At 42.0% G+C, this 26,341-nt stretch carries 19 protein-coding genes and 1 pseudogene; 5 read left to right on the forward strand and 15 right to left on the reverse strand.

Annotated elements, in window-relative coordinates; genetic code table 11:
• The first annotated feature begins 266 nt into the window (after positions 1–266).
• Complete coding sequence (locus tag A4245_RS11530) at positions 267–1,553, forward strand: GGDEF domain-containing protein (protein ID WP_067728028.1); 1,287 nt, start codon at positions 267–269, stop codon at positions 1,551–1,553.
• A 284-nt stretch (positions 1,554–1,837) separates the two neighbouring features.
• On the opposite strand, the gene rlmN is transcribed toward A4245_RS11530, so the two are convergent.
• The 3 genes from rlmN to gltB all read right to left on the reverse strand — a co-directional run bounded on the left by rlmN (position 1,838) and on the right by gltB (position 9,326).
• Positions 1,838–2,905 carry a dual-specificity RNA methyltransferase RlmN gene (gene rlmN, locus A4245_RS11535; RefSeq protein ID WP_067728030.1) on the reverse strand — a complete coding sequence of 356 codons (1,068 nt, stop codon included), beginning with the start codon at positions 2,903–2,905 and terminating at the stop codon, positions 1,838–1,840.
• Between the two features lie 253 nt (positions 2,906–3,158).
• Positions 3,159–4,643, reverse strand: coding sequence for a glutamate synthase subunit beta (locus A4245_RS11540; RefSeq protein ID WP_067728032.1), 1,485 nt, complete (start codon positions 4,641–4,643; stop codon positions 3,159–3,161).
• 87 nt (positions 4,644–4,730) lie between these two features.
• A complete protein-coding gene (gene gltB, locus A4245_RS11545) occupies positions 4,731–9,326 on the reverse strand; it encodes a glutamate synthase large subunit (RefSeq protein WP_067728034.1) in 4,596 nt (1,531 codons plus the stop codon).
• 486 nt (positions 9,327–9,812) lie between these two features.
• Between gltB and A4245_RS11550 the strand changes: the two genes are divergently transcribed.
• Positions 9,813–10,829: an LLM class flavin-dependent oxidoreductase gene (locus A4245_RS11550; RefSeq protein WP_067728036.1), complete on the forward strand. Its 1,017-nt coding sequence runs from the start codon at positions 9,813–9,815 to the stop codon at positions 10,827–10,829.
• Between the two features lie 15 nt (positions 10,830–10,844).
• On the opposite strand, the gene A4245_RS20135 is transcribed toward A4245_RS11550, so the two are convergent.
• The 3 genes from A4245_RS20135 to A4245_RS11560 form a co-directional block, all read right to left on the reverse strand.
• Positions 10,845–11,000 carry a hypothetical protein gene (locus A4245_RS20135; RefSeq protein WP_157087712.1) on the reverse strand — a complete coding sequence of 52 codons (156 nt, stop codon included), beginning with the start codon at positions 10,998–11,000 and terminating at the stop codon, positions 10,845–10,847.
• A gap of 59 nt (positions 11,001–11,059) precedes the next feature.
• On the reverse strand, positions 11,060–11,848 hold the full coding sequence (locus A4245_RS11555) for an ion transporter (RefSeq protein ID WP_067728038.1): 789 nt from the start codon (positions 11,846–11,848) through the stop codon (positions 11,060–11,062).
• 253 nt (positions 11,849–12,101) lie between these two features.
• Complete coding sequence (locus tag A4245_RS11560) at positions 12,102–12,446, reverse strand: hypothetical protein (protein ID WP_067728040.1); 345 nt, start codon at positions 12,444–12,446, stop codon at positions 12,102–12,104.
• Positions 12,447–12,559: 113 nt separating this feature from the next.
• Between A4245_RS11560 and A4245_RS11565 the strand changes: the two genes are divergently transcribed.
• Positions 12,560–13,282: a gamma-glutamyl-gamma-aminobutyrate hydrolase family protein gene (locus A4245_RS11565; protein ID WP_067728042.1), complete on the forward strand. Its 723-nt coding sequence runs from the start codon at positions 12,560–12,562 to the stop codon at positions 13,280–13,282.
• A 77-nt stretch (positions 13,283–13,359) separates the two neighbouring features.
• On the opposite strand, the gene A4245_RS11570 is transcribed toward A4245_RS11565, so the two are convergent.
• The 7 genes and pseudogenes from A4245_RS11570 to A4245_RS11600 all read right to left on the reverse strand — a co-directional run bounded on the left by A4245_RS11570 (position 13,360) and on the right by A4245_RS11600 (position 20,574).
• Positions 13,360–14,616, reverse strand: a complete 1,257-nt coding sequence (locus A4245_RS11570; RefSeq protein WP_067728044.1) for a CYP152 family fatty-acid peroxygenase CypC — start codon at positions 14,614–14,616, stop codon at positions 13,360–13,362.
• A 238-nt stretch (positions 14,617–14,854) separates the two neighbouring features.
• Positions 14,855–15,463, reverse strand: a pseudogene (wrbA, locus tag A4245_RS11575) (NAD(P)H:quinone oxidoreductase).
• Positions 15,464–15,953: 490 nt separating this feature from the next.
• Entirely contained in the window at positions 15,954–16,739 is a 786-nt protein-coding gene (locus A4245_RS11580; protein WP_067728046.1) for a carbon-nitrogen family hydrolase, read from the reverse strand.
• Positions 16,740–16,805: 66 nt separating this feature from the next.
• Complete coding sequence (locus A4245_RS11585) at positions 16,806–17,405, reverse strand: response regulator transcription factor (RefSeq protein ID WP_067728048.1); 600 nt, start codon at positions 17,403–17,405, stop codon at positions 16,806–16,808.
• On the reverse strand, positions 17,402–18,535 hold the full coding sequence (locus A4245_RS11590; RefSeq protein ID WP_067728050.1) for a sensor histidine kinase: 1,134 nt from the start codon (positions 18,533–18,535) through the stop codon (positions 17,402–17,404). Before A4245_RS11590 ends, A4245_RS11585 begins: the two co-directional genes overlap by 4 nt.
• 91 nt (positions 18,536–18,626) lie before the next feature.
• Positions 18,627–19,688: a Delta(5) desaturase DesA gene (locus A4245_RS11595; RefSeq protein ID WP_067728052.1), complete on the reverse strand. Its 1,062-nt coding sequence runs from the start codon at positions 19,686–19,688 to the stop codon at positions 18,627–18,629.
• 376 nt (positions 19,689–20,064) lie between these two features.
• The gene (locus A4245_RS11600; protein WP_067728054.1) at positions 20,065–20,574 is read right to left on the reverse strand and encodes a DUF3231 family protein; all 510 of its coding nucleotides are present in this window, start codon (positions 20,572–20,574) and stop codon (positions 20,065–20,067) included.
• A gap of 205 nt (positions 20,575–20,779) precedes the next feature.
• Between A4245_RS11600 and A4245_RS11605 the strand changes: the two genes are divergently transcribed.
• A complete protein-coding gene (locus A4245_RS11605; protein WP_067728056.1) occupies positions 20,780–21,400 on the forward strand; it encodes an NUDIX hydrolase in 621 nt (206 codons plus the stop codon).
• Between the two features lie 21 nt (positions 21,401–21,421).
• Here A4245_RS11605 and A4245_RS11610 read toward each other — a convergent pair whose 3' ends face one another.
• Complete coding sequence (locus A4245_RS11610) at positions 21,422–22,657, reverse strand: MFS transporter (RefSeq protein ID WP_067728062.1); 1,236 nt, start codon at positions 22,655–22,657, stop codon at positions 21,422–21,424.
• A gap of 229 nt (positions 22,658–22,886) precedes the next feature.
• Positions 22,887–24,821: an ATP-dependent DNA helicase gene (locus A4245_RS11615; RefSeq protein WP_067728058.1), complete on the reverse strand. Its 1,935-nt coding sequence runs from the start codon at positions 24,819–24,821 to the stop codon at positions 22,887–22,889.
• Positions 24,822–25,056: 235 nt separating this feature from the next.
• Between A4245_RS11615 and A4245_RS11620 the strand changes: the two genes are divergently transcribed.
• Positions 25,057–26,283: an MFS transporter gene (locus tag A4245_RS11620; protein ID WP_067728060.1), complete on the forward strand. Its 1,227-nt coding sequence runs from the start codon at positions 25,057–25,059 to the stop codon at positions 26,281–26,283.
• Positions 26,284–26,341: the final 58 nt, after the last annotated feature.

Genomic DNA, 26,341 nt, shown 5'->3' on the forward strand with positions numbered 1-26,341 from the left:
GCAGGTCCTCCTTTTTAAGTAACGTTATTTTTCCGTTTCCCTGTTTTTGGAAATGATAAACAGACTGTGACAGAATAGAAGTGCCAAACAAAACGAAAAGTGAATGCAAAAGACAGTGAGAATACAGAAATGAGCTTATAAATATTTGTATTTTCTAACAATAACAATTTAAAGTATGCTATTATAGTACCAGACTAGGAAATATTGCCCACACAGAAAGCAGACAATGAGTGATATCCAGAATCTTCATGAAAGGATACCTTATCATGTACAGACTAAAGGCCTTTATAATTATTATTTTCATAGCCTCCATGATGGTTGCTTTAATATCAGGTCCGATAGAAATTTCAATCCCTTTCTATCTGCAGGCCTTCTTTGTGTACTTATTATTCACCACACTCTATTCACATCTGAAAACTGTTGTTAAAACAGGTAATGTCAATATAGATTACAGTATTTCCTATGGACTTTCCTTTGTACTAATTGCTGGACCATTAGGACTATTTCTCTTTGAAATTGTGAGCCGTTTCTACGTTTATTTTTATCGAAAAAAAACGGGTACCGCAGATGAAGATGAATTTTTACATACATTCTATAATATTGGTGGACCCGCACTACTTCATTCGATTGGATATTTTATTTTTTATGGACTATATCCATATATTGAGGGCATACCTTTTGGGTACTGGGGACTGCTTATAGCAATTGTGGTTCTGACAGACTTTATGTCTTCGATACTGCTGATTACCATATTCCATTTTGCAGGCAATATTAATACAGGTCAGGATGTGTGGGATTTCATCAAAAGCAGAAGCATCCTGGATACAATCAAAAAGGCTGTATCCAATGGATTGCTTTTTATATTCCTTATGGAGCAGCAATGGGAGATGTTGATTGCCTTGTTTATACTGAATTATCTTGTAAGCCGATCCGCAGTTCTTCAGTCCAAAAGCATTCAGCACAAGATTGAACGGGACCGCTTTGAACGGATGGCTTACACAGATTTCCTCACGAACGTCCACAACCGTACCTATATGAGTAAAATAATGAATGAACTAAACGATACGGAAGAAGAGATTGGGATAATCGTAACTGACATTGACACCTTCAAGCGAATAAACGATACATATAACCATACAGTAGGAGATTGTGTCATACAACATTTTGCAGCTACATTAAAAAGCTTATTAAGGGAGGATGATTACCTTTTCCGCAGCGGGGGTGAGGAATTTACCATCATTCTCAGGAACAGAAGCTATAAAGATTGCATACAGCTTGTACAGGATTTGCAGAAATGCATCGAGAACACCCCTGCTTTTGCGGAATTCCGGTCTAAGCAGCTTAAGATATCATATACGGCATCGTTCGGATTATATTTTTATCAATCGAATGCGGAAACTGACATTAAAAAAGCATATATCCACGCTGACGATTTGCTTTTCAAAGCGAAAAACCAAGGGAAAAATCAGGTCTCCATTAAGAATGGGGTTATTGATATGCCATTGTCCATGAGGTATTCTTCTGTAAAAAATTCAGAAAACCTAAACATGTAACAACAGAAACCCCCTTTCCGTTTGCACAGAAAGAGGGTTTTTTCACAAAATAAGATAGTATAAATTTTGGCAGCAATTAACTTTTACACATAAACAGCCACGTCCAGCTCCAGCGCCCAGGGACTAGCGAGACTTCCTTCGCCTCCGTACGATAAGTCAACATCGACTCTCTCCGTTCGTCGTGTTTCCTTTATCTCCTACGTAGGAATGTTCGACAAGTCGAACCACCCCACAGTTCGAGGCGCAGTCCGTAGGTCCCTTAACGGGCGCTTGCGCTTTTGTTCTTATACAGCTTTTGTCTTTTTAATTTGCTTACTTCTAAGTTGACCGCAGGCTGCATCGATATCAGCGCCATTTTCCCAACGGACGCCACAGTTGATGCCTCTATTTTTAAGCGTTTCGTAGAATGCCTGTATCGATTCAGACTGACTGCGCTGGTAATCGATATGTTCATCAACTGTATTATAAGGAATCAGGTTGACATAGGCCAAATGGCGATGATCTTTAATCAAGTTTGCCAGCTGGTTAGCTTCTTCTTTATGGTCATTTACATCCCTGAGCATGATATATTCATAAGTGATCCGCCTGTTTTTCTTCTCCAGATAGTAATCAACAGCCTTCATAAGCTTCTCTATAGGAAATGCTTTGTTTATCTTCATAATGCGTGTGCGAAGCTCATTATTCGGTGCATGAAGGGAAATCGCCAAGTTAACTTGGATATCCTCATCAGCGAATTCATATATTTTATGTGCAAGTCCACTAGTTGAAACCGTAATGTGTCTTGCACCAATATTAAGTCCGCGGTCATCGTTAACAACGTACAGGAAGTCCATCAGGTTGCTGTAGTTATCAAGCGGTTCTCCAATTCCCATGACGACAATATGGCTTACACGCTCATCATCGCCTCTTGTATCAAGGTGTTTTTGGACATTCATGATCTGTTCAACGATCTCGCCACTGCTTAGGTCCCGGCTTTTACGAAGCAGACCACTTGCACAGAACGTACAGCCGATATTACAGCCAACCTGTGTCGTTACACAAACCGATAACCCATAATGGAAACGCATGAGAACAGTTTCAATCAGATTCCCATCTTCCAATTTAAACAGGAACTTGATCGTACCATCTTTTGATTCCTGTTTGATTTCTTCTCCCATTGTGTGGAGAACAAAGCTATCTTCAAGCAATTTTATTGTTTCCTTATTCACATTTCTCATCTCGTTAAAAGATGATACACGCTTTTTATAAAGCCAATTCCACACTTGATCTGCCCGGAATCGCTTTTCACCATGCTCTATAAGCCAATCTGTCAGTTGTTCATATGTCAGTCCATAAATGGATGTTTTACTCATTGTATACCCTCATTTCGATTCAGTGCTCTTCCTATACTACATATTACTTCATCTAACAAAGACTAGCAAATGGTTTTTACTGGCGTTCCAACCAAGTTGGAATGGTGGAATGGATGGAATGGTGAGGAGCATGAGGCTGCTTTTCGATGTGTTTGGTATTTTTATTTCCTTCCCATTATTAAAATTACAGAGGGGTCTTCCTTACTTAAAAAAGATGCTGCGGAATATACCTACAGCATCTTTTTAATAATCATTATGGCAGCTTTGTCTCACCCATTAAATAGAGGTCACATTCTCTAGCTGCTGCTCTTCCTTCGTTAATTGCCCATACAATGAGACTTTGTCCACGACGCATGTCTCCAGCGGCGAATACACCATCTACATTTGTCGTAAATTTCTCGTACGCAGCTTTGACGGTTGAGCGTGTTGTTGTTTCTACGTTCAGTTGTTTAATTAGATCTTGATCCGGTCCTTTAAAACCGATAGCAACCAATACTAGATCGGCAGGCCAAACCTGCTCTGTACCCGGAATATCTTCTCGAATTTTCTTACCATTCTTATAGCGGGTTTTTACTTTGATCGTATGAACCTCTTTAACATGACCGTTTTCATCGCCTGCAAACTTAGTCGTCTGAACAGCATATGCGCGCGGGTCTTCTCCCTGATATGCTTCAGCTTCCGCATGTCCATACTCGACACGATGAATTTTAGGATATTGCGGCCATGGGTTCGTATCTTCATCACGGAGAAGATTCTTCTTCTCATAAATATCAAACTGTGTTAAGCTTTTGCAATTATGTCTAATTGATGTGGCAAGACAATCCGTACCTGTGTCTCCCCCACCAATGACGATGACATCTTTATCGGCAGCAGAAATATAGTTTCCGTCCTCCAGATTGGAATCAAGCAGACTCTCTACATTCGCTTGCAGGAAGTCCATAGCAGGGTGAACACCTTTCAGTTCACTGCCCTCCACTTCCATTTCACGATGAAGTGTTGCTCCACCACAAAGGATTGTTGCATCAAAATCAGATTGAAGGTCCTCCACCGAAATATCTTTTCCAACCTCTGTATTAGTTATAAATTCAATACCTTCCTGCTCCAAAATGGAAACACGTCTCATAACAATATCATAAGATAGCTTCATTTCCGGTATTCCATATGTCAAAAGCCCGCCAACACGCTTATCACGCTCAAATACAGTAACCGAATGACCTGCTTTATTCAGCTGGGCCGCTGCTGCAAGGCCGGCTGGGCCGGAACCTACAACTGCTACGCGTTTTCCTGTAAGGATTTTAGGTGGGTTAGGAACAACCCATCCTTCCTCAAACCCTTTCTCAATAATGGAACGTTCCACTGTTCTAATTGCAACAGGTGGTTCGTTAATGCCAAGCACACATGCACCCTCACATGGGGCAGGACATGCAATACCGGTAAATTCCGGGAAATTATTCATTTGATGTTCGCGTTCCAGTGCTTCCTTCCATTTACCTTCATATACAAGATTATTCCATTCGGGAATAAGATGATAAACAGGACAACCTGATGTGACTCCGTTTATCTCCACACCGGAGTGACAGGTCGGAACACCGCAGTCCATGCAGCGTGCTCCTTGCTTTTTAACCTCCTCCTCTGACAATGGTGCAGTATAGTCATTCCAATCTCGTACTCGCTCTTGCGGATCCCTTCCTGGACGGGTTTTTCGGTCATATTCCATAAATCCAGTTTGTTTACCCATCAAAAGCCCCCTTTTCTGTAGAAATGTATTTTAATTTTTTGATAACAGTGGGGTCAGACTATTTTGACCCCTTGTATTTTCATCTTTTTAGAGTACTTCTGCTTTGCTTTTTTTCTCTTTAAAACGGTTATTGCTTTCCTCGAAAGCCTGCATTTCTGCGTCAAATTTGCTTAATCCGCTGTTGATGAGGAAATCAATGCGATCTCTCATTTTCACATATGCTTTCGGGATAACCCGTACAAATTGTTTCGAATATTTTTCCCAGTAAGCAAGAATACGTTCAGCATGAGCGCTGCCTGTATACTTGATATGATTCTGTATCATGGTATACACGACTTCCAATTCATTCGGGTCTTCAACCGCGCCTACATTAACCATGGCCGGATTAACCTTATCTGCAAAGCTGTTATCCTCATCGAATACATAGGCAACACCGCCGGACATACCTGCAGCAAAGTTTCTGCCAGTGGCCCCAAGAATAATTACAGATCCACCTGTCATATATTCGCAACCGTGATCACCAATACCTTCCACAACAATAGCAGCACCGCTATTTCTAACCGCAAAACGTTCTCCGGCTGTACCCCTTATAAAAGCTTCTCCTCCGGAAGCTCCGTAAAAAGCAACATTTCCGATTATTGTATTTTTCTCTGGTCGGAATGTGACTGCAGGTGCAGGCTGAACAATAATTTTACCTCCGGATAAACCCTTCCCGACGAAGTCATTGGCATCCCCGGTAAGATTCAATGTCATTCCATTCGGTATAAACGCTCCAAAGCTTTGCCCTGCAGAACCATTAAAGTTCAGTTTAATCGTATCCTCCGGCAAACCGGTGATCCCGTATCTTTTAGTGATTTCGCTGCCGAGAAGTGTTCCTGTTGCACGGTTGATATTACGGATTGCCACCGTAAATTCAACAGGTGTTCCATCCACAATAGCACTTTCACATATAGGGATTAATTCCTGGTAATCCAAAGTTTTATCAATTTCATGATTCTGTGACTGGGTAGCATATTGGTCAATGTTGAATGACAGCTCCGGACGATACATTAATGGTGACAGATCAAGGTCTTTCGCTTTCCAGTGATCAATTTCTTTTGCTTCCAGAAGATCAGATCGTCCAATCATTTCATTAATCGTCCTGAATCCAAGTTCAGCCATCAGTTCTCTTGTTTCTTCAGCAATAAAACGCATAAAGTTTACAACATGTTCCGGATCACCGGTAAATTTCTTTCTTAGTTCCGGATTTTGTGTAGCTATACCAACCGGACATGTATCCAGATGGCAGACCCGCATCATTACACAGCCTAAAGCAACGAGTGGGGCAGTAGAGAAACCATATTCCTCTGCTCCAAGCAGTGCAGAAACAACAACATCTCTGCCTGTCATCATCTTTCCATCTGTTTCAACGGTAATACGGTCACGCAATCCGTTTAACAGGAGCGTCTGGTGTGTTTCTGCCAATCCGATTTCCCATGGCAGACCAGTATGCTTCAAGCTTGTTCTGGGAGCGGCACCTGTCCCGCCATCGTAGCCGCTAATGACCACATGGTCTGCACGGCCTTTTGCAACACCGGCTGCAATTGTTCCGACACCCACAGCAGATACTAGTTTTACACTGATACGTGCATTTGGATTCGCATTTTTCAAGTTATAGATCAGCTCGGCCAAATCCTCAATTGAGTATATATCATGATGCGGAGGTGGGGAGATCAATTCCACGCCAGGTGTCGATCCACGAACTTCTGCAACCCATGGATAAACTTTCTTGCCTGGCAATTGTCCGCCTTCACCCGGTTTTGCCCCTTGAGCTACTTTTATTTGGATTTCATCCGCATTCACCAAGTAATTGCTGTTTACTCCGAAACGACCGGAAGCAACCTGCTTAACGGCACTTCTTCTTAAATCACCATTTTCATCAGCAGTATATCGATCAGGTGATTCCCCGCCTTCCCCTGTGTTGCTGCGGCCACCCAGACGGTTCATTGCAATAGCCAATGCTTCATGGGCCTCTTTACTGATGGACCCATAGGACATTGCACCAGTTTTAAACCTGCGTACAATCGCTTCAACTGATTCAACTTCCTCAATTGGTACAGGTGTGCTCTTTTTAAATTTGATCAATCCACGAAGTGACTGCAGATTATTTGTTTCATCCGTCAGCATTTTGGAATAGGTTTTAAAGAGTTCATAGTTATTGGTACGCACAGAATGCTGCAACGTATGAATAGTACGTGGATTATATTGATGATCTTCCCCGTTTTCACGATATTGGAATTCATCACCAGCTGTGAGCTCATCATTGCGACCGCGCTTTTCGCTAAATGCACTTTCATGACGCAGCAGTGTTTCTTTTTCTATCATATCAAGGCCTATTCCACCCAGACGTGACGCTGTTCCCGTGAAATATTTTCCGATAACCTCGTCATTTATGCCGACAGCTTCAAAAATTTGGGCCCCACGATAACTCTGAATAGTAGATATCCCCATTTTTGATAATATTTTGACGATTCCGTCTGTAACTGCTGAAACATATCTCTCTTGGGCTTGTCTTCCTATGATGCCAGGCAGTTCACCTTTTTCCATTAACTCGGCAAATGTATCAAAGGCCAGATACGGGTTTATCCCCTCAGCACCATAGCCTATCAATGCTGCAAAATGGTGGACTTCTCTCGGCTCTCCGGATTCAACAAGAATGCTTACCCTCGTACGGATACCTTTACGAATAAGGTGATGATGCAAACCGGATACAGCAAGTAATGCCGGAATTGCAGCCTTATCCTTTGATACCCCTCTGTCAGAAAGGATCAGTAATGTTACACCCGCATCGATAGCGGCATCCGCTTTACCAAATAATGCATCCAATGCTGCTTCCATTTTTCCTGCTTCAGTATCAAAAAGTGTCGATAATGTTGCAGTACGAAAATCTTCCAATTGCTGTCCACGGACTTTTTCAAGTTCATCATTCAGCAAAATAGGTGTTTCCAAACGAATGTGCCTGCAGTTTTCTGCACCAGGCTGAACAAGATTTCCTTCTGCACCAATTGTCGTTTCTACCATGGTGATAATTTTTTCGCGAATTGCGTCAAGTGGCGGGTTTGTTACTTGCGCAAAAAGCTGTTTGAAATAGTTATACAAAAGCTGTGGCTTTTTGGACAGTACAGCAAGCGGTGAATCATAACCCATGGAGCCGACTGGATCTTTCCCTTCCGATACGAGCGGCTTCATTATCTTGTCAAGTTCCTCGCGTGTATAGCCAAACGCCAACTGCTGCTTCAATAATGGCTCCCCGCTGTATGCAGGCTGGTTACTGTCAGCCTCTGGCAGATCTTCCAATCTGATTTTATTCTTGAGCCACTGTTTATATGGCTGTTCAGAAGCAATCTGCATTTTTATTGTTTCGTCAGGTATAATGACACCCTTATCCAAATCGATAAGCAGCATTTTACCCGGAGTCAGTCTGTCTTTATACAGAATATCATCTGCAAAGATATCCAATGCACCTACCTCGGAACCGAGCACTACCATGCCATCTTTTGTAACATAGTATCTCGCAGGGCGAAGACCATTTCGATCAAGACATGCTCCGATTTGGCTGCCATCTGTAAATACCAATGCCGCAGGACCATCCCATGGCTCCATTAACGTACTGTGATATTCATAAAAATCGCGTTTTTCATCTTTAATATTTTTATCGTTCGACCAAGGCTCAGGAACCATCATCATTGCTGTGTGTGCCAATGACCTGCCTGATAGGTGCAAAAATTCGAATGTATTATCAAAGATGGAAGAATCACTGCCATCTGTATCCATGATAGGCAATATCTTTTCCAATTCCGCCTCATTAAAATTGTCGGAAACACAGAGATTTTCCCGTGCTTGCATCCAATTTACATTTCCGCGTAATGTATTAAATTCTCCATTGTGTATCGTATAACGATTTGGGTGAGATCTTTTCCAGCTGGGAAAGGTATTCGTACTGAAACGTGAGTGCACTAATGCAAACGCAGATTTAAAATCGGGGTGATTTAAATCTATATAAAAGGAATCCAGCTGTTCAGGTACCAACATACCTTTGTAGACAATTGTACGAGTGGATAAACTGCAAATATATACATCTTCGTAAGCCGGTTGCTCGGCAACTGCTTTTTCTATACATTTGCGGATGACAAACAGCTTTCTTTCGAATGCCATTTGGTCTTTAAGATCATTTGACTTTTGGATGAAAAACTGGCGGATGGTAGGTGCACTCTTGGCAGCAACTCTACCGATAAAGGAGTCATTGGTAGGAACAGGACGCCATCCCAAAAAGGTTTGTCCCTCACCCTCTATAATATTCTCTATAATTCTCCTGCAGGTCTTGCGAAGTTGTCTGTCACGTGGCAAAAATATCATACCTACACCGTAATCCCCCTCACGTGGAAGAGATATATTTTCTTTCGCGCATTGGTGCTGAAAGAAACGATCTGGAATTTGTGTCATAATTCCAGCTCCATCACCTGTGCTTGTGTCGGCAGACTGTCCACCTCGATGCTCCAAATTGCACAAAATATTAATCGCATTTTGTACAATATTATGCGTCTTGCTTCCATTGATATTTGCTATCATACCGATTCCGCATGCTTCATGTTCGAAATCCGGTCGATATAATCCTTGCTGTTTAGGATATCCATTTCTTGTCATCACAACAGCTCCTCTCTCTTGTTATTCATCATGTAAAAGGAGTAAAAAACCTATGGAAAGAAGGGATACTCGCTTCATGTTAGGTTATTATATCACAAAAATTCTGTTAACATAAAATTCAGACTACATTTTTTTATTTATTCCTATTGAAAAAACAAATTGAAAACGTTATCATTAATGGTTAACAGGTTTTAATAAAACACTGATATAATGCGGGTTTACAAAACTTTTCACAAAATAAAATCCATTGATTGAATTTTTTTTTTGCATTTCCTGAAAAAATCACATTTTTTTGGATTTTAATCCCTTTATTTAACCAAATTTTAGGAAATTAACTTTCCTTTCAATGGGGAAGTTTGCTGATTCGCAGAAAAACCCCTAAAATCCTGTTTTTTCTACGCAAACCCCTTAACGCCAAAACCAATTATTGGACTCCATCACCCAAAACCAGTATCATTTCTTACTAATAAAGGAGTGAAAATGAATATGACTTCAACGAACATTAAAACGTTCCATAATATCCCCCTATCCGTTTTGGACTTGGCGCCGATCACAGAAGGCAGTGATGCTAGCCAGTCCTTCAAGGAAAGTGTTCAGTTGGCCCAGCATGTTGAAAAGTGGGGCTTTAACCGTTACTGGCTGGCTGAACATCATAATATGCCAGGAATCGCCAGTTCTGCAACGTCCGTACTTATCGGTCATATTGCGGCTAATACGAACCGGATGCGAGTTGGCGCTGGTGGTGTTATGCTTCCAAACCATGCAACATTGGTGATTGCAGAACAGTTTGGAACATTGGAATCACTTTTCCCCGGACGTATTGACTTGGGATTGGGTCGTGCACCCGGAAGTGATCAGGCTACAGCCCATGCCTTGCGCCGCACACTGAATATGGGACCGAACGATTTTCCAATGCAAGTGAACGAACTCCAGGATTATTTCTCTGATGAACCTGTATCACGTGTCCGTTCCGTACCAGGCCAAGGTTTAAACATTCCCCTTTGGCTGCTCGGTTCAAGTGATTTCAGTGCAAGACTGGCTGCTCAAAAAGGGTTATATTTCTCTTTTGCAAGTCACTTTGCACCTGCATATACGATTCCGGCACTGAAGCTTTACCGTGATAACTTTCAGCCTTCAGCTGTGCTTGAAAAACCTTATGCAATGGTTGGGGTGAACGTAATCGCAGCTGAAACTGATGAAAAAGCACAGTATTTGGCCAGCTCCCATCGACTGCAATTTTTAAATTTACGACGGGGAGAGCAAACAAAATTATTGCCACCAATCGATAACATGGATGAGGTCTGGTCACCGATGGAGAAAGCTGCTGTGGAAGAATCCCTCGATCCCAGAACAACCATTGTCGGCAGTCCGGAAACTGTGAGAAAGGGACTCGCCGCTTTCCAGGAGGCTACACAAGCAGACGAAATGATCATCAGTTCGCAGATTTATCATATGGAGGATCGCTTGCGCTCGTATGAAATCGTAGCAGAGCTGATGGATTAGCATAAAAAGAAGCTGTTACGGAAAATCAGATGATGATCCAACAGCATCTTTTATTTGTGATTTCTGGCTTAAAACGGCCCCATGCAAGGATGGGGTCAGATATTTTACCAATTGGTGCATTTTGTTTTCTGTCACTTTTCCCGATCGGATTTCGTTCAAAATGTTAGCCATAAATAGAGCCTCCAGCAAGTGCAAAATCAGCTGCTGGAGGCTCTATTTTAATTCTTTGCCTAATCCTCTTTCTTCTTCAATAATTGCTTAATTTCCCTCAATTCATTCTGTACTTCTTCCAGCTTAATATCAGTTGGAGTCGGCTTTTCCTCACGACTCGCCTCTTCCACGTTGTTAACGACAACACCGACAAACAAATTAACAATTACGAACGAACCAATGAGAATAAATGTAACGAAATACCACCAGGAAGTGGGGTCCTCCGTCAGAATAGGTCTCATTACGCCACTTGCCCATGATTCAAGGGTAATCACCTGGAACAGAGATAATAAGGAATCATGCAATGTACCGAAATATTCCGGGGCAATCGACTGAAACATCATCGTTCCAATGACAGCATAAATGTAGAAGAAAATCCCGAGCAAGAGCATAATTGTTCCCATCGAAGGTATTGTGAGAAGAAGTGCGTTTACCATACGGCGCAGCGAAGGTATAACCGATACCGCTCTGAGAACACGAAGCACTCTCAGGACCCTCAACACGGTTACATAATGAGCACCCACCAATAGATGACCGCTTGCAACGATTACAAAATCAAATATATTCCAAGGTTCCTTGAAAAAAGATCCAATTGATTTGCTTCCAAGAAGCCTGATCAATAACTCAATCGTGAAAACCCACAGTAATAGTTGATCGGCTAAGTATATCCAATCGTAGAAATTATTTTCGAAGTATGAATATGTCTCTAAGCCTACCAATATTGCATTGATAATAATTAGACCGATGATTGTATTCATGAAAAGCGGGTGCTCGGAAATTTCCGCACACTTTTTTCTGTAATTATTCATGGATTTGGTTTCCCCCTTACAGGAGTATTTTACTTTCTAACTGATGATATGTCACCTTTTCTCTCTGTCTAAGTACTTTTTTATGGTGAAGCATTGCCGGGAAATATGTAAACTGCGACGTAACTGCTATTTGCGATAGATCTATAGCTAATAATGGAAGCAAGTCACTTCGGCTACCGCTCGGGGAAATACACTGCGCGCATCCTAAGGCGGCTGGTGAGCCCCTTCATGCTAACGCATTTCAGTGTCTCACCTATGCCTCTCTTCCCGTAGGAGTCTCCGTGTATTTCCCCAAGCTAGTTAGAGGATTGCTACCACTTACTACCTGTGCGATAGCTAAACTAGCAACCAACAGATTTACCAGTACGGGATCGCTCTCGGCAGTCGACTCCTCGAAAATATAAACCAATTTTCTTACGAAGATGCAGATGCTGACGAAGCCCTCCTTGTCCTGCGGGAAAAGCACGTGTCCGAAGACCAGAAGAGTGGTTTTCTCTTCAGGGCTGAGGCCGCGCCCTAAGGTGCGCATCCGCCTAGTGCGATCCCGGACGGCGGCAAGAGCACTTATCTCCAAGAATAAACTTAATTTAGTTCGCATTTTATACCAACTCCAATATTACAAATCAATAACGATTACAATATATTTTATCATTCCCGGATTATTTCACAGCCAAATAAGGGTATAGAGTGTTAAATAAGGAGTGAAGGAATATGAAGAAGAAGAAACCAATTATAGGATTGACAAGTTCTATTCTCGATATAGAGGTAAAGGGAGAAGTAAACCCTGCTGTCCATACAAACCATCAATATGTAAAGGCTGTAACGGAAATTGGCGGGATACCAATTGTTATACCTGTATCAAATGAGGACATGGCAAAGGAGTATATAGATATATGTGATGGCCTCATCTTTACAAGTGGGGAAGATGTCGACCCATCAAGGTACAATCAAGAACCGGAAGAGGAATTGCAGGAAATCAATTTTGCAAGGGACGAAACCGAGATTCCCCTTGCAAAATATGCAATAGAGAAAAAAGTTCCAATCATGGGTACTTGCCGAGGATTGGGGATCATTAATGTGGCGCTTGGAGGAACAATGAAACAGGATTTGGGATCCGGACATAACCAGGAAGCTTACCGAAAATTGCCAACCCATGAAATCGACATAAAAGAGGATAGCCAGCTTTATCATTTATTCGGGGAAAAGAAAGCAATGGTAAACAGCAAACATCACCAGGCTGTCGATAAGCTGGCTGATTCTCTTAGCGTCGCAGCCATCTCTGATGATGATGTAATTGAAGCTGTAGAATCGAACAAGAAAGATCAATTCATTCTTGGATTACAATTTCACCCCGAGGAGTTGTTTGCGATTGATTCAAAAATGCTTAATCTGTTAATGAGTTTCAGGCAAGCATGTGAGAAGAATGCAAGATAGCATCCTAGTAGGAGTATGATGCACGAAAAGAGGGACAAGCTATATGCTTGTCCCTCTTTCTATGTTCAAATTTAATTTTATGCTCTTCTGATATTCCTTATGACAAATCTGCTCTTTGGTATGGAGGGCATTCTGACCATACTATAGCTTAGATCCTGTTTTGGAACTTCGTAATCAATTTTTCCGGCCAAATAATGAAGGCTTGTTTTCATTATTTGCACTGTAATCCACTCACCGGCACAACGGTGGCCTATATCATACTCTCCACCACCCTGCGGAATAAAATTGAACGGACTTCCATCCCACTCAGCAAACCGCTCCGGCCAGAAAACATCCGGATACTCCCACAGTTTTGGACTATGGTTTGTACCATAGAGATCAAGCAGCACTAAGGTCCCCTCTTTAAAATGATGATTTTTCCATGTGAAATCCTTACGAACGAGCGCACCAAGAAATGGACCAAATGGGAAATATCTTCTGACTTCCTGTATAAACATCTGGCTGTAATTTCCCTCATCAGCAACTAGTTTATCTTTTTTCTCCGGATTTTGATACAATGCGACAGCTCCGAAAGTAATGAATCTTCCTATAGCTACAATGGGACGCAATATATTAATCAGCTCTACCGCGGCTGTTTTAATATCAAGCAGATTTCCATTCAGGTCTTCATGCCATGCAATCTGGTATAGCGCTGTCTCCTCTTCTGCATCAAGTTTCCCTGTACGAACCTGTCTGATAATGTAAGATATCCACCTTTCCGCTCTCGTGCGTGCTCTCCTTCCTTCCCAGTGCCTCGGCCCAACCGCACCGAATGCATCAATCATCGCACTAAGGTCCTTCGTTCGAATCTCCAGATCTTTTGCCCACAAAGGAACGCCTGCCCACTGACAGGCAACCCTGCACATGATTTCTTCCGCTTCATCAAATAAGATAACCGTATCAAGGGCAACCCATTTATCAATCGCAATCTCCCACTGCCTTTTCGTAATTTCATCCAATACCTTCAACCGTTCATCTGTCATGAGGGCCATAAACATCGCTTTCCGATGACGATGTACCTCCCCATCCAAGCCTTGGACCCCACCTTCTCCGAACAGACTTTTTTCAATTCGCTTTGGAGCCACACCATTTCTCTGAAATCGTTCGGTATCATAAAACAATTCAGCTGCTTCTTCACCACTTATACAAATTGCTTTCCTTCCAAGTAAACGCGTTTCGAAGATTTCTGTATTGAATTCACGCATTCGATTAGGAATATACTCGTATCCTTCTTTCAACAAAGACAGTGTGTGATCCAATCCTTCTTCTTTAGAAATAGTTTTTGTCGAAGCCATATGTTATCTCCTTTTAAAAAACATTCGTAACAATATTTTTCCCAAGATCATCGTGAATGAAACAATTAAAATAGTGACATTGTCAGTAATAAATAATAATGAGATTAGAAAACTTGGCATTAACCAAGTATATGACAAGCGGTTACCTTACATATGTCCGAGCATATAAGCGTTTAGACCTTTCTATATTCGCATAGAAAAAGCCGATTGGAAATAACCCAATCAGCTTTTTCTGAATTCAGCTTCCTGATTTGATGCGCTTGGCGATATCCACCATACGTTTCGCTTGAACCTCGACTGCAGGTTTTACCTCACCAACAATATTTCCGTCCTGATCAACGGTAGCGCTGGCACCATATGGATTACCGCCTGTCGTAAACAAAACAGGATCTGTGTAACCCGGTGCGGCGATAATGGCTCCCCAATGAAAGAGTGACGTGTATAAGGAAAGGATACTTGCTTCCTGACCTCCATGATCATTTTGAGCAGAGGACATGGCACTGACGACTTTATTCGAAAGTGCTCCTTTCGCCCATAAACCACCTTGCATATCGATAAATTGCTTCAATTGTGATGCATATGCTCCAAACCTTGTAGCAGTACTGAAAATAATTGCATCTGCCCATTCAAGGTCCTCAGATGAGGCTACAGGAACATCTTTAGCTTCATCATAGTGTGCCTTCCAAGCTGGATTTGATGCTATTGCCGATTCAGGTGCAAGCTCCTGTACCTTCAATACCTTTACCTCTGCTCCAGCTGCCTTGCCAGCTTCTTCTGCCCATTTTGCCAACTGATAATTTGTACCGGTTTAGCTGTAGTATATAATTGCAAGCTTTACCTCATCCATATAAATCACCTTCCATCATATATTTACATGTTTACTTTTTCCATCAGAACCGAAACTATGCTTTGAAAATATTTAAAACGGAAGGGAACGTCGTAATAGGCTTACGAGGAATTTTTCATAAAGATAAGAATGATAAACACAATAATCTTTGTAAGATCAGAGGTTATTCTGTCTGGAAATTTTCTATAAAGAGATTGGAGCAGACTTCAATAATAGCGTGTTTAAATTTATTAACAACAAAGGGTAAACGTGTCAGATCCATATTATGGAAGATATAATAACCGGCAAACGGACAGACCGAACAAATGAAAAAGCGCAGAAGACTCTCGATAAGTCGCTGCGCTTTTTTTGGCGGACGCCCGTCACCGAGCGGTTAGCGGTGATGCCACATGATATGCTTCCTTTGTCCTTCATGCCGGGTAAGCCCAGGCACAAGGCTTCCTTCACTACATGAGATGTTACTGAAGAATGGGCGACAAAAGCTTTTGTTTTAATACATATGTGGTACTCTGCTTTCAAAAATTGGGACGTCCTTTCGAATATCATTCACGATATCAAGGGATAATGACGAAATTAAAGTTTCTTCTTTAGTCTCACTCCCAATTTTCAAGGTTTCTCCCCGAGGATCAATAATCATCGATGTCCCTGAAAACTCCTCCCCATTGTAGGACCCAATCCGGTTGCAGGACACAACAAAAAATTGATTTTCAATTGCACGTGCAATTTGCAGTGCCTTCCAGTGATCCTTTCTTGCTGCCGGCCATTCCGCAACCACGTACATGACCTCTGCACCATTTAATGCCAGACTTCTGGCAAGCTCGGGAAACCGTAAGTCATAGCAAATAATGAGCCCCATCTTAATGCCTTCCAATTCAAACACTTGCACTTTCTCTGTTCCGCCTGTGAGATACAGAGGCTCATCCAGCATTGGTACAAGGTGGATTTTATCGTATTCATAAACGAGATTTCCTTCGCGGTCAACTACCATACTTGTGTTATAGAACTTCCCATTTTTCTTATTGGCAACCGAACCACCTATAATATTAATATGAAAGGATTTGGCGAGTTTCCTTAAAAAAGATGTTGTAGGCTCTCCGTCCATATCGGCTACTTTATCCAAATCTTCCAGTGTGTAGGCAGTCGTCCACATTTCGGGCAGAACGATGATATCCGGATTCTCCCTTTCGACAGTCTCACTCACCCATTTTTCCACCTTTACACGATTTGCATCCGGATCCCCCGGAATAATATCCATCTGATAAATTGCATGCTTCATCCCATCATCCCCCTTAGGTGCCTGGCACCACCCGAATTTTGTTGAATTTTGTCGTTTATTATAATGCTATTTAAACCAGCCTTTTTCTTTCAGTCTGGACACTGCTTCAATTCGATTGCTCACATTCAATTTATCCATGATCGTCGATACATAATTACGTACCGTTCCATTGGTCAAGTAGAGCTGGCTTGCAATTTCTTTCGTGTTTTTCCCATCAGCTATCAGTTTGATAACCTGTTCCTCTCGTTCTGTCAATGGATTTTCTTCCGCAAATGCCATATCAATCAATTCCGGAGCGTATACTCTCCGGCCGTCCATAATAGCCCGAATGGAGTCTGCCAACTCTTCGCTTGGACTGTCTTTCAGCAAATAGCCGCTCGTTCCGGCTTTACGTGCCCGCTCAAAGTACCCGGACCGGGCAAACGTCGTTAATACGATTACTTTACAGGAAGATTCCTTTAGCTTTTCGGCTACATCCAATCCGGTCATGATCGGCATCTCGATATCCATAATACATATATCTGGTTGATGCTTTTCTACTAATTCCAGTGCTTCCAGCCCGTTTCTGGCCTGACCGACCACTTCCATATCATCCTCCATATCAAGCAGTGCACCCAAAGCACCGAGCAATAAACGCTGGTCTTCAGCTATTACGATTCGAATCACAGTGACCCCTCCTGTTCCATTTGCTGAATCACACGCGGTACCCGTATAGTCAGTTTAGCTCCATTTTCCGAACCGAATGTCAAACTGCCATTAACAAACTCAAGTCGTTCCTTCATTCCTATAATGCCATTACCTGCCACAGGCAGTCTATCTCGAATGCCTTTTCCATTGTCAGCTATAACAAGAATCCATTCTTCCTCTGTCTGGTTAATGGAAATGCTGCAAAGTGTTGCCCCACTATGCTTTACTACGTTCGTAACAGCTTCTTTCACACACATACTCAGTACATTTTCAACCAGCCGAGGAAAGTTCAGAGCATTCGTGTCGCCGTAAAATCGAAATTTGATTTGAGCCGCGTTTAACAGCTCCTCTACATGTATCATTTCATCTTTCAATTTGGCACCTTTCATACCAGAAACCAAATCACGGACTTCCTTCAGAGCCATCCTTGCTGTTTGATGGATATCCTTTAGCTCCTTTTCCGCCGATTCCGGTTTCTTTTTCAATAATTTTCCTGCCAGTTCACTTTTCAAACCAATTAAAGAAAGCTTCTGTCCTAAAGTATCATGCAAATCACGGGCAATTCGTTCTCGCTCTTCCACTAAAAGCAGCTGGGCAATCTTCTCTTGGGCATCTTCCAATTGGTCCTCGAGCTTTTCCCGCTTGTTGCGGTTATACATGTTAAACGGCAAGAGGATCACACCGATCACACAAATAATGATGAAGGGAAGCTGCGGAAAGAGAATTTGGCTTTGTGTAAAGAAACCAATCGTTATTGCAATTATCGTGCTGACAAGATGTACAACATATAAGGTGATAAATCCCGCTCTGTTACGGATGCTGCCAATAAAAAATGCAAGGAAAAGGGAGAAATAAGCATATCCGAAATACAGTGTCATACCGATGCTTATAGCTATTTCAATTCCTACCGATACATACACCGTCCAACCTTTTTTTATGAATGCAAGGCGATAGGTTACAAAAAACAACCCGATCAAAAGAATGCCGATCATAACTTCTGCAGGTGTCGAGGAACGAAATATAAAATAAAAAGGAAGAAGACAAAATGCAATCCATGCAAAAAGGCTTAACCCTGTATTTTTCGGAAATATATGATACCAATTCTGCAAACCGATCTCTCCCAACAAAATTTCATTAATTTTATATAGTATAACAAAAACCCTTCACACAGAACATGGAAGGGTTTTAAATGGTCACTATTTATTTTTGCTCAAAGGATGTTTCTCTCCCTTTTAAGCTTATGCCGGACTTTTCCTTTTTGGAATTCCGTTGCATTTCTTTATATTCTTTAAAGCTGATAAACGATCTGCTGGCTTGATCATATAATCTGAATCGGATTGATTGCAGACTCGTCTTCAATGTGATTGTTGTTGCCTGGTGCAATGGTGGCGTTGATTCATGCGCCTTTTCCAAATTATAGTTCGGAACCCGCGGGCTTAAATGATGCACGTGGTGATAACCGATACTGCCTGTAAGCCACTCGATCACTTTCGGAAGCTTATAATACGAGCTTCCATCAACGGCTGCTTTTACATAATCCCATTCGTCTTCATTCTCAAAGTACGAATCTTCGAATTGATGTTGGACGTAAAACAACCATATTCCTGACGCTCCAGCAATAAAGAGAATTGGCAGTTGTATGATAAGAAATGCCTGCCAGCCAATTGTCCAAATGAGAGCAGCATAAATTGCAACGATGGAAATATTAATTAGATACGTATTCAAACGTTCTTTTCTTTTTGCACCTTTTCTGTTGAATCTATTGGAAATCAAGAAAAGATACACTGGTCCTAAACCGAACATTACAAGAGGGTTACGGTATAGTCTGTAGCTAAGTCTGCCCCAGAAGGAAGCATCTGTAAATTCTTGTGCAGTCATTACCCATACATCACCAGTACCCCGTTTATCGAGGTTTCCGCTTGTAGCATGGTGAATAGAATGTTCCCGTTTCCACTTTTCAAAAGCAAAATGTGTAATAATCCCCGTAATTGTACCTACAACCCGGTTTGCTTTTGCATTTTTAAAAAATGACATATGTGTACAATCATGAAATATAATAAAGATACGAACGACAAACCCTGCAGCGATCACAGAAATTGCCAGTGATAACCAAATAGATATGGAGAGGCTTTGATAAGAAAGGAACCAAAGTAGGATAAACGGAACAATGGAGTTAATCAGTTGAATGATACTTGCCTTTGTGTTGGAACTTGCATAAGGTGCAACACTTTTTCTTAATTGTGCTTGTTTTTGTTTGCTCATATTATATCCTCCTAAATGTAACATGTTTCTTTACTTTATTTTAGGATAGATTGGTTTATATTATAAGTCATAAACGTCATGAATATATATGACAAATGTCATATTTGGGAGATGGGTGCATGTAGAAAACTTGGCTAAATGCTTGATTCTAAGGGCTATTGGCTTCGTCCGTGCTTATTTGGACAGGAAAATTTTACCTCCGTTCCAATAAAAGGAAATTACGTTTACAATCAGCAAGGTTTTACTGCCCGTTACAAGCGACAGGAGAAAACTTGGTTGTCACCAAGCCTTTCGATGACAGCCTTAGTTGCGATATGCAGGTAGGTATTATAACTGCAAAAAAATAGAGCAGACTCTATTGTCTGCCCTATCTTAATCAGTTTTCCGAGTTATGCTGGTGAAGCGGTGGGGGAACGAGCCACCCTTTTTCCTTATTGAGGCGAAGAACTTTAGCACCGAAAGTAGCTTTCTGTGTATGAAATTGTCCGAACATCATTGCTATATCCTCACGTATGGCCTCACCCATCATTCCGCTGCAGGCAACCAATCCGGCGGCTGTATCTGCAGAAAGGGCTGCTGCAATCTCCTGATCCATAAACCGAGCCCCTGCTGGAATATCTTCCAAATTAGCCTGTGGTCTATCCGGCGGTGTCGGCGGAAGTCCTACTCCGTTGTCTTTTAAAAGCTTTTCCATTTCGGTAACATCCTGTTTTCCCTGCTGGATAGCTTCATCTATCAGATTCACCAAATCTGCATCTCCTGCATGATTTCGCATTGTCTGATAGCCAGCAATTTTCCCTTTCGTTACCATGACTGACGACCAAACACCAAAAACCTCACCATAATGCATCGGTTCGTCTGTTGGGTTTCCACTTAGAATGCCCATTGCAATCCTCCTTATAAAATTCATATTATGTGCCACCTTTCCTGAAACCGCACATATACTTATACTTATACTCTCTCGTAACAGTCAGCTTATACTTCCTGATTAATGAAATTTGAACAACGACAAATTTCGACAAATTACGGGAAGTGACAGGCACCGAAAAGAATAATAGAATGTAGGTAGGATCGTTTTTGGAGGTGGAGTAATGGAAGCATCGGAAATTATTGCGAAATTACAGGATCGGATGCCATCGATCATGGGGCATGAACATTTCAGAAAGTCTGCTGTTCTGGTGCCTCTTCTCGAGGTCAAAGGAGAAACGCATCTTTTGTTTGAAGTCAGGTCTATGCGGATGCGCAGTCAGCCAGGTGATATCTGTTTTCCAGGAGGAAGAATTGATATGGAAGATCCCGATCCAAGACATTGTGCGGTCAGGGAAACCATGGAGGAATTGGGTCTTTCTTCAGATGATATAAGTGATGTTATTCCTTTAGATTATGTCGTTAATGATCTGGGAAGGATCATTTACCCTTTTGTCGGAAGAATTGCAAACCCAGAAAAGATAGCTCCAAATAAGGCAGAGGTGGAAGAAGTTTTTACGGTTCCACTATCCTTCTTCCAAAAGACAAAACCGGAAAAATATAAAGTTAACTTTCAAGTTTCGCCCGAAGATGATTTCCCATATCATCTGATTGTTGGCGGGGAAGACTATAATTGGCAGGTTCGCCATATGGAAGAGCTGTTTTACCAATATGACGAAAAAGTCATTTGGGGATTGACCGCAAAAATACTGACTCATTTTATTGGCTTATTGAAAAATGATTAGAGAGAAACAACCAGACTTGACTCAGCCTGGTTGTTTTATTTTTGCGCCGTTTTTACGTTCCGTTTCTCCCTCATCAATAAACCGGAAATACGGAAGCAGCAAGCCAGCCATTGACACGGTACAAATGATCGCACCAATCAAAAGATATAGTGGCCGAACTCCCCAGACTTCACTGAGTAAACCTCCAACCAACACACCTAGCGGCATCATACCTCTGCTGATTAATAACCGAACGGAAAAGACCTTTCCCATCAACCGGTCAGGAATCGTCAATTGGCTGATGGTTGTATTATGGACATTAAAAATTGCCATCGCAATCCCAGCAATTGTTTCTGTCACGATGGCAAAAACGATGGAATGCGTAATTCCAAGGTTGATGTAAGTGAGCCCACCGATAACAAGTGCTCCAAGCATAACTGTTCTGCGACTAACAAGCCTGACCCGTCCAACAAGCAGTGACCCGATAACATATCCTAATGGAAAACCCGCCATAAAATAGCCATATGTAGCGGAACTTCCATTCATTTCAGCCATGATATATGGAAGGGTTGTAACCATGGTGACCCCTACGCCAAACTGAACAAAAGCCAGAAAAATCCCCAGCCACAAAATCGTCTTTTGTCTGAAAAAGTAACGCACCCCTTCAGTAAACTGCTCCAGCCATGTTTTCCTAATCGTGTCTATAATTCTTTCCTCATGGACAAACAAAAGTAAGAACCCGCTTCCAGTAAGCAGCAAGCAAACAAAAACCAGGGTGATATTCACACCGATGTACTCAATGACAATTCCCGCCAGAATAGGTGCCATGAATGACATTAACCTTACTGTCGCATCCACATAGGCGTTTGCCGTACCCAGCTGATCTTTCGGAACAATCGATGGTAATATCGCGTGGTTGGCAGGTACATATAAAGGCGTAATCAGACCGATGATTAATTGAACAGCATAAATATGCCATGGAACTAAAGCGCCTGCCAAGTATGCGGAAAGCGGAATTAAAAAAATCAATCCTCGGCTCCACAGGGCAGCAATCATAATCCACTTCCTGCTCCATTTATCTATATATGGTCCAATGAACAATTGCATTACGAGCGAAGGCAGAAAGTATAAGAGCCACATACTTCCAAGAGCCAAAGTCGATCCTGTCAATTTATAGACGAGAAGGGAATTGCAGAACGTCCCAAACGCCCCTCCAAGTTCAGAGGCTGTATTGCCAGCCCAGATAAAAATAAACGACCGATTTCTAAATAAACTCAATTCGACACCTGTTTCTTTTTCGATTCCGAGTTTCGCATAGGTGAAGTGTATTAAATTTATTCTATCTGTTAAATTCGCCTCTTTCAATAGTGAAAAAAGCACATGAGCATTTTTCTCTCATGTGCTTTCGGTCGCAAGTAAGTGAGTATAAACGTAAACATTCTTACTTGCATAAGTGAAACTAAGGCAATCGCCCAAAGGCTTAGGCAGCTGCCTAGTTCTCAAATATCTAACTACCCCATTCCATTGTTACAGGCAGAACGTCATCAATGTCCTTCTCATAGGTCTTCCGTTCTTCCGAAGTCATCCAAATATGAATCCCTCCACGGTCCTCACTCGTTCTAATTAGACGGCCAATTCCCTGACGCAACCGAAGCAGCATATATGGAGCATCCACTTCCTTGACCGGGTCGGTGGCGTGATTGCGCTTTGCCTGGAACACCGGATCTTTTGGAGGAAATGGCAGAGAAGCAATGATTACCTGTGTTAATGCTTCCCCTGGAATATCCAGGCCTTCCCATAAATGATGGGCACATAAAACCGACGTTCCATCCCTTTGGAACCTCCGAACGGTTTCACTGATTTCAAAATCTCCTTCATAGAACATATCAACTGGCCATTCTTGTGCTGACGACCATTCTCTAAATTGGCTCATTTCTTCTGCTGTGGAGAAGAGAACCAAAGTATGGCCATTATTATCAATAATTTGTTTGCCAATCGTTGCGAACTTCGATTCAAAATCGTACATCAGATGACCATTGATCTTCATCTGATCGCTGTAATCAAATGGGGATTCAACAGAAAAAGAATCATAACTCTCAATTCCTAAGCTGTTGGCCACGTAAGAAAAGTCTCTGCGCTGTGATAATGTAGCGGAAGAGAATACAAATGGAATCCCTTGTGAGAATACTTCTTTTTTCAAGACATCTTCAACGAGACGAGGCATAACCACGAGACTTGTTGTCGTTTCATTTTCCTCCAGCCAATAGATTCCCTCATCGTCTTTTAATAAAATCGTTAACCCGTACGAGAAAAACTCTAAATATTCTTCGATGATCTTTGTATGATATTCATCCATAGTAAATAATTCGGAATCGAATACTAAATGTTCCAGTAACTGCTGGACCATTTCATTTAACCTTCCTGCCATTTCCAGCATTACTTCAGATCTTGGGACTTCCTGACGATTGGATCCCTCTACTGATTTGGCAGAGTCCCCGAGCAGTTCGAACCATTCGTCATTCAATGCCAGGATATCTTCAACAAGGAGGAGTGACTCTTCACGTACGTCCTGTCCCATATATCCCGTAAGGACATTCGTCAGATTTTCGAAGTTAAAGCGGTAGGTCAGCCCTTTTTGTGCGGCAAATTCCAATAAATGCCCTTCATCAAATACGACCGAGCTTGCCTCCGGAAGCAACGGCATTTGTCCTTCACGCTTACGTGAATCCTTCGTCCACACATGCTCCATGTAAAAATCATGGGAACAAATAATAATATCCTTCGCATGTCTGTAGTATTCCCTGTTCAAGGTTTGTCCACTCCGGTGCCTCCAATCACAGGTAGAGCATTGCTGCAGTGGATCCCAGGCAATTTCTTCCCACTTTTCATCAGGCACCCATGGATACTCTTTTCGATCCCCATAACGCTCAAACGATTTCATAACCGCACTCGTATCAAAAACGAAATCCGGAATTTCATCATGGACTTTTAAAATATCCTCATCATTTGTCTTATTTGCCAATGGATCGAGTTTTTTGATGCACACATAATTTTCCCTGGCTTTTGCCAGACGAACATCAATTGTGAGACCAAGTGCCTCTTCCAGCTTCTCAATATCCCCGCCTTTTTTGACAAGCTGTTCAATCAGCGTTTCGTCCGCACAGGAAATGATGGCCGGTTTACCTTTATATCGAGCGTAGCAGATAGCATACAACAAATAAACGAACGTCTTACCCGTCCCGACACCCGCTTCAGCAAAGATCGTACTTTTATTCTTAAAAGCCTGTTCTAGCTGAAAGGCCATATAGATTTGTTCATCGCGCAACTCATACCCTTTTTCAGGCAGAATATCGTAAAAAACATCTCCGACATAATCACCTAGGCGATCGAAGAAGTTCTCCGTCTTGGAAACAGTAAATGGCAGTGAAGTATTTCTTTTCATAGTAAACTCCTCTTTAACTCTATTCAATAAGCTTTCATACTAGCATACTATATAAAACTACTGCAAATAAAGCGATACTTCCAGTTTGGGGCTTCCCTGCCGTTATATACGTTATAAATGACAGCAGTAATTATCCTTAAAAGAACCATTGCTTTTTCTCTCTCCAAATGTACAATAGCATTAATAGAATGATGCATCCTGAAAAATTCTGACCAGATAGAAAGAAGGAAACTTCATGGAAAAGGCAGTCAGCAATAAACCTGCTGTCCAACCCGAAAGCCAAACAATATATTCTATTTTATTTATAATAGGAACATGTCACCTTTTGAACGATTCCCTGCAGGCAGTCATTCCAGCGATGTTTCCCATTCTTGAAAAATCGCTTGGCCTGACATTTACACAGCTCGGATTAATCGCTTTTACATTGAATATGGTCTCCTCCGTCATGCAGCCACTTGTCGGCATGTATACGGATAAACATCCCATTCCCTATGCCTTGCCAATAGGACTGACCAGCAGTATGTTCGGAATGCTTGGTTTAGCATTCGCTCCCGATTTCTGGACAATCCTGTTGAGTGTGTTTTTCATTGGCATGGGGTCAGCCATCTTTCATCCGGAGGGTTCCCGTGTTGCATATCTAGCTGCAGGCAACCGAAGAGGGCTTGCCCAATCCATCTATCAGGTCGGCGGAAACTCCGGACAGGCACTGGCACCTGTAATTACCGCACTGATTCTTGTACCTTTGGGACAGTTCGGTGCAATCTGGTTTACATTAATCGCTTTTATAGCCGTACTGTTTCTATCTTATATTGCAAGATGGTATGCCGGACAAATGAAAGCATTCGAAAGCAAGAAAAAGACACGCAGTATCGCAAAGCCGAACAAAAGTGTCTCCAATGCGATTAAAGGGGCGCTTATAGTGCTTGTACTGATTGTATTTGCCCGTTCCTGGTATGCAGCCGCTATTTCGAATTTTTATGCCTTTTATGCGATTGACAGCTACGGCCTTACGATTGCAAAATCTCAGGCATACATTTTCACCTTTTTGGCAATGGGTGCTGTCGGGACATTTTTAGGTGGACCTTTAGCAGACCGATTCGGTAAAAGAAATATCATTCTTTTTTCACTAATAGCTGCCGCTCCACTGGCGTTACTGCTGCCTTATATCGGACCGACCAGTGCCATCCTATTGCTTGGACTCATCGGAATTATCTTAATGACTAGCTTTTCGGTGACGGTCGTATACGCACAGGAGCTTATTCCCGGAAAAATCGGGACCATGTCAGGGCTGATTGTCGGGCTTGCATTCGGAATGGGCGCAATTGGATCTGTGGCCCTCGGCTCTCTAATTGATATAGTCGGACTAACACCAACGATGATCAGTATTTCATTCTTACCATTATTAGGATTTTTAACATTATTGCTGCCTTCTGATGAAAAGGTTCGCCAATGGTATACATAAGTTACTCAAGTTTCGCACCAAGAAAATTAGCTTAAACAGTTAACTGGGTTAAACTTGG

The sequence above is a fragment of the Oceanobacillus damuensis genome, from assembly GCF_001618145.1.
GTDB classification, from domain to species: domain Bacteria; phylum Bacillota; class Bacilli; order Bacillales; family Amphibacillaceae; genus Oceanobacillus; species Oceanobacillus damuensis.